Here is a 217-nt window from a genome sequence, read left to right as displayed (position 1 = left end):
GTGAACGGCAAGCCGTTCAATCCCATGATGGCTGTTATTGAATGGGAGGGCGCCATGTGGGTGGGCGTCGTGCCCGACGGCCCCTGGCCGCCCATGGCCATTGAGGGCGGCAAGCTGCCCTTCATCATGGTGATGGACGGTCACTCCCAGTTCTTCGGCCCCGGCCCCGCCGACGGTCCCTTCCCCTAACACTACGAACCCGCGGAAACGCCTCTGG

The 217-nt window shown here is 65.0% G+C and carries 1 pseudogene; it reads left to right on the top strand.

What is annotated here, in order from left to right:
• Window positions 1-186, top strand: a pseudogene (locus tag NE637_RS15650) (hypothetical protein); the annotation flags it as partial.
• Window positions 187-217 lie beyond the last annotated feature (31 nt).

Source organism: Desulfovibrio desulfuricans (genome assembly GCF_024460775.1).
Taxonomy (GTDB): Bacteria; Desulfobacterota; Desulfovibrionia; order Desulfovibrionales; family Desulfovibrionaceae; genus Desulfovibrio; species Desulfovibrio desulfuricans_E.
Note: the sequence above shows the minus strand (reverse complement) of the source record. Positions and strands in the feature narration are given on the sequence as shown.